This is a genomic window from Chryseobacterium sp. YIM B08800, from assembly GCF_026163565.1.
In the GTDB taxonomy this organism is placed as follows: domain Bacteria; phylum Bacteroidota; class Bacteroidia; order Flavobacteriales; family Weeksellaceae; genus Chryseobacterium.
Window position 1 is genome coordinate 1 of record NZ_JAPDKN010000110.1, and the last position, 1,421, is coordinate 1,421.

The 1,421-nt window shown below is 34.6% G+C and carries 3 protein-coding genes; all 3 read right to left on the minus strand.

Features of this window, described 5'->3' with window-relative positions; genetic code table 11:
• Positions 1-67: 67 nt before the first annotated feature.
• On the minus strand, positions 68-226 hold the full coding sequence (locus OEW74_RS19730) for a transposase (protein ID WP_265430069.1): 159 nt from the start codon (positions 224-226) through the stop codon (positions 68-70).
• A gap of 281 nt (positions 227-507) precedes the next feature.
• Positions 508-993, minus strand: coding sequence for a transposase (locus tag OEW74_RS19735; protein WP_416207919.1), 486 nt, complete (start codon positions 991-993; stop codon positions 508-510).
• A gap of 63 nt (positions 994-1,056) precedes the next feature.
• Positions 1,057-1,311, minus strand: coding sequence for a hypothetical protein (locus tag OEW74_RS19525; protein WP_265430070.1), 255 nt, complete (start codon positions 1,309-1,311; stop codon positions 1,057-1,059).
• Between the last annotated feature and the right edge of the window lie 110 nt (positions 1,312-1,421).

Below are 1,421 nucleotides of genomic sequence, written 5' to 3' on the forward strand. Positions count from 1 at the left end.
CCGACAGATAAATAATCATTGATCAATCATCATTGATAAGTAATAGATCAATTCCAAAACTTGGAGACTAAGCAAAAAGTTTTGATAATCTGAAGAGGAAGAATGCTTTATTTAGCACCCCACGAAGTTGTAATCTGAAGTTTTTTATTTTAGTATTAAAAGACTCTGCAGATGCATTTGTGTTACGTTCATTAAAATAGTTTAGAATATCATTGTAGTTTAGCATGATTGTTCTTTTAATGTATTGAAAGATTTAAATCCTAATTTTTCCACTTCTTTGAACTAATGCTCCAATTTCAACATTGCAATTGATTTTTCGATGTTTTGATTATATATTTTTCTAAGTTTATCAGATAAATGGTACACCTTTTCTATGTCGGGATACTGTGAAAATAAAATTTGAACCCTCTGGTTTTGAGATAAAGCCCACTTATCTGGTTTTGTAAAGTAGATATCTGCTTCTTACAAGTAGTTGTTTTCGGGTGTCACCGTTTTCGAAAACTTCAATCACAGGAGTTTTTTCTTTTTTTTTTCTTTTGCTTCTACCAGTAAAGTATTTTCCTGATCAATAGCTTTCCAGCGATGGCTTATCTTGATTTCCTGCAATGCTTCCATTGTCAGTTTTTGAACATGGCAACGGTCGATTATCTGTATCGCATTGGGGAAGCATCTTTTGACAATCAATTTCATGGAGCCGGCCATGTCTAAGGTGATTTCTTTCACATGAAGCATTAATCTTCTGTTGATTTTTAAAAGGTTTTCTATCTCCTTCTCACTTCTTGTTCTCTTAAAACTTTCTTTCGTTCGTTTTGCTTTTTTGGAAGTGAGAACAGTGTAGAGTTCACCATCAGAAAGAGCAACTTCATATAAAGAAAGCTGCTCGGAAATATTTTCTGGATAGATAATCCAGTCTTCGGTATGCGACTTTTGTTCCCAATCTTTAAAACCACTGATGCTTTGTTTGTACTGTCTCTGGAATTTTCTTCCATCCACTTCGTAGATCTCATCAATAGTTTTGCAGGGGAGGGCTTTAGTATCGGCTGATTTTTTTAAGAACTACGCAAAATCTTGTGTCATGCAGGTTCCTTTACCAATGAGAATCCAGTCTCTTTGAATGATATTGCCACTTTGGGTATCAGTCCATCTCCTGCGTTTGATGTGGAGTTTAACGGTTTTTCTGCGAAGGGTAAAGTCATCTGCCGCAATTTCAGGAACAAAACCTTTTGACTGCAATATGAGTGAGGAAGATTCTTTCGGAGCTGTATTTTTTTTCTTCAAAGTAAATGTGCGGAATTTTGTTTTCTTCTTCAAAATTTTACTATCTCGATATGTCCGATTAATAATTCAGGTAAGAATAATTTCAGAAGTTTAGCAGGTAACACCAATATCGTTAAAAGCAAAGATGTCTAAAAGCCACATCG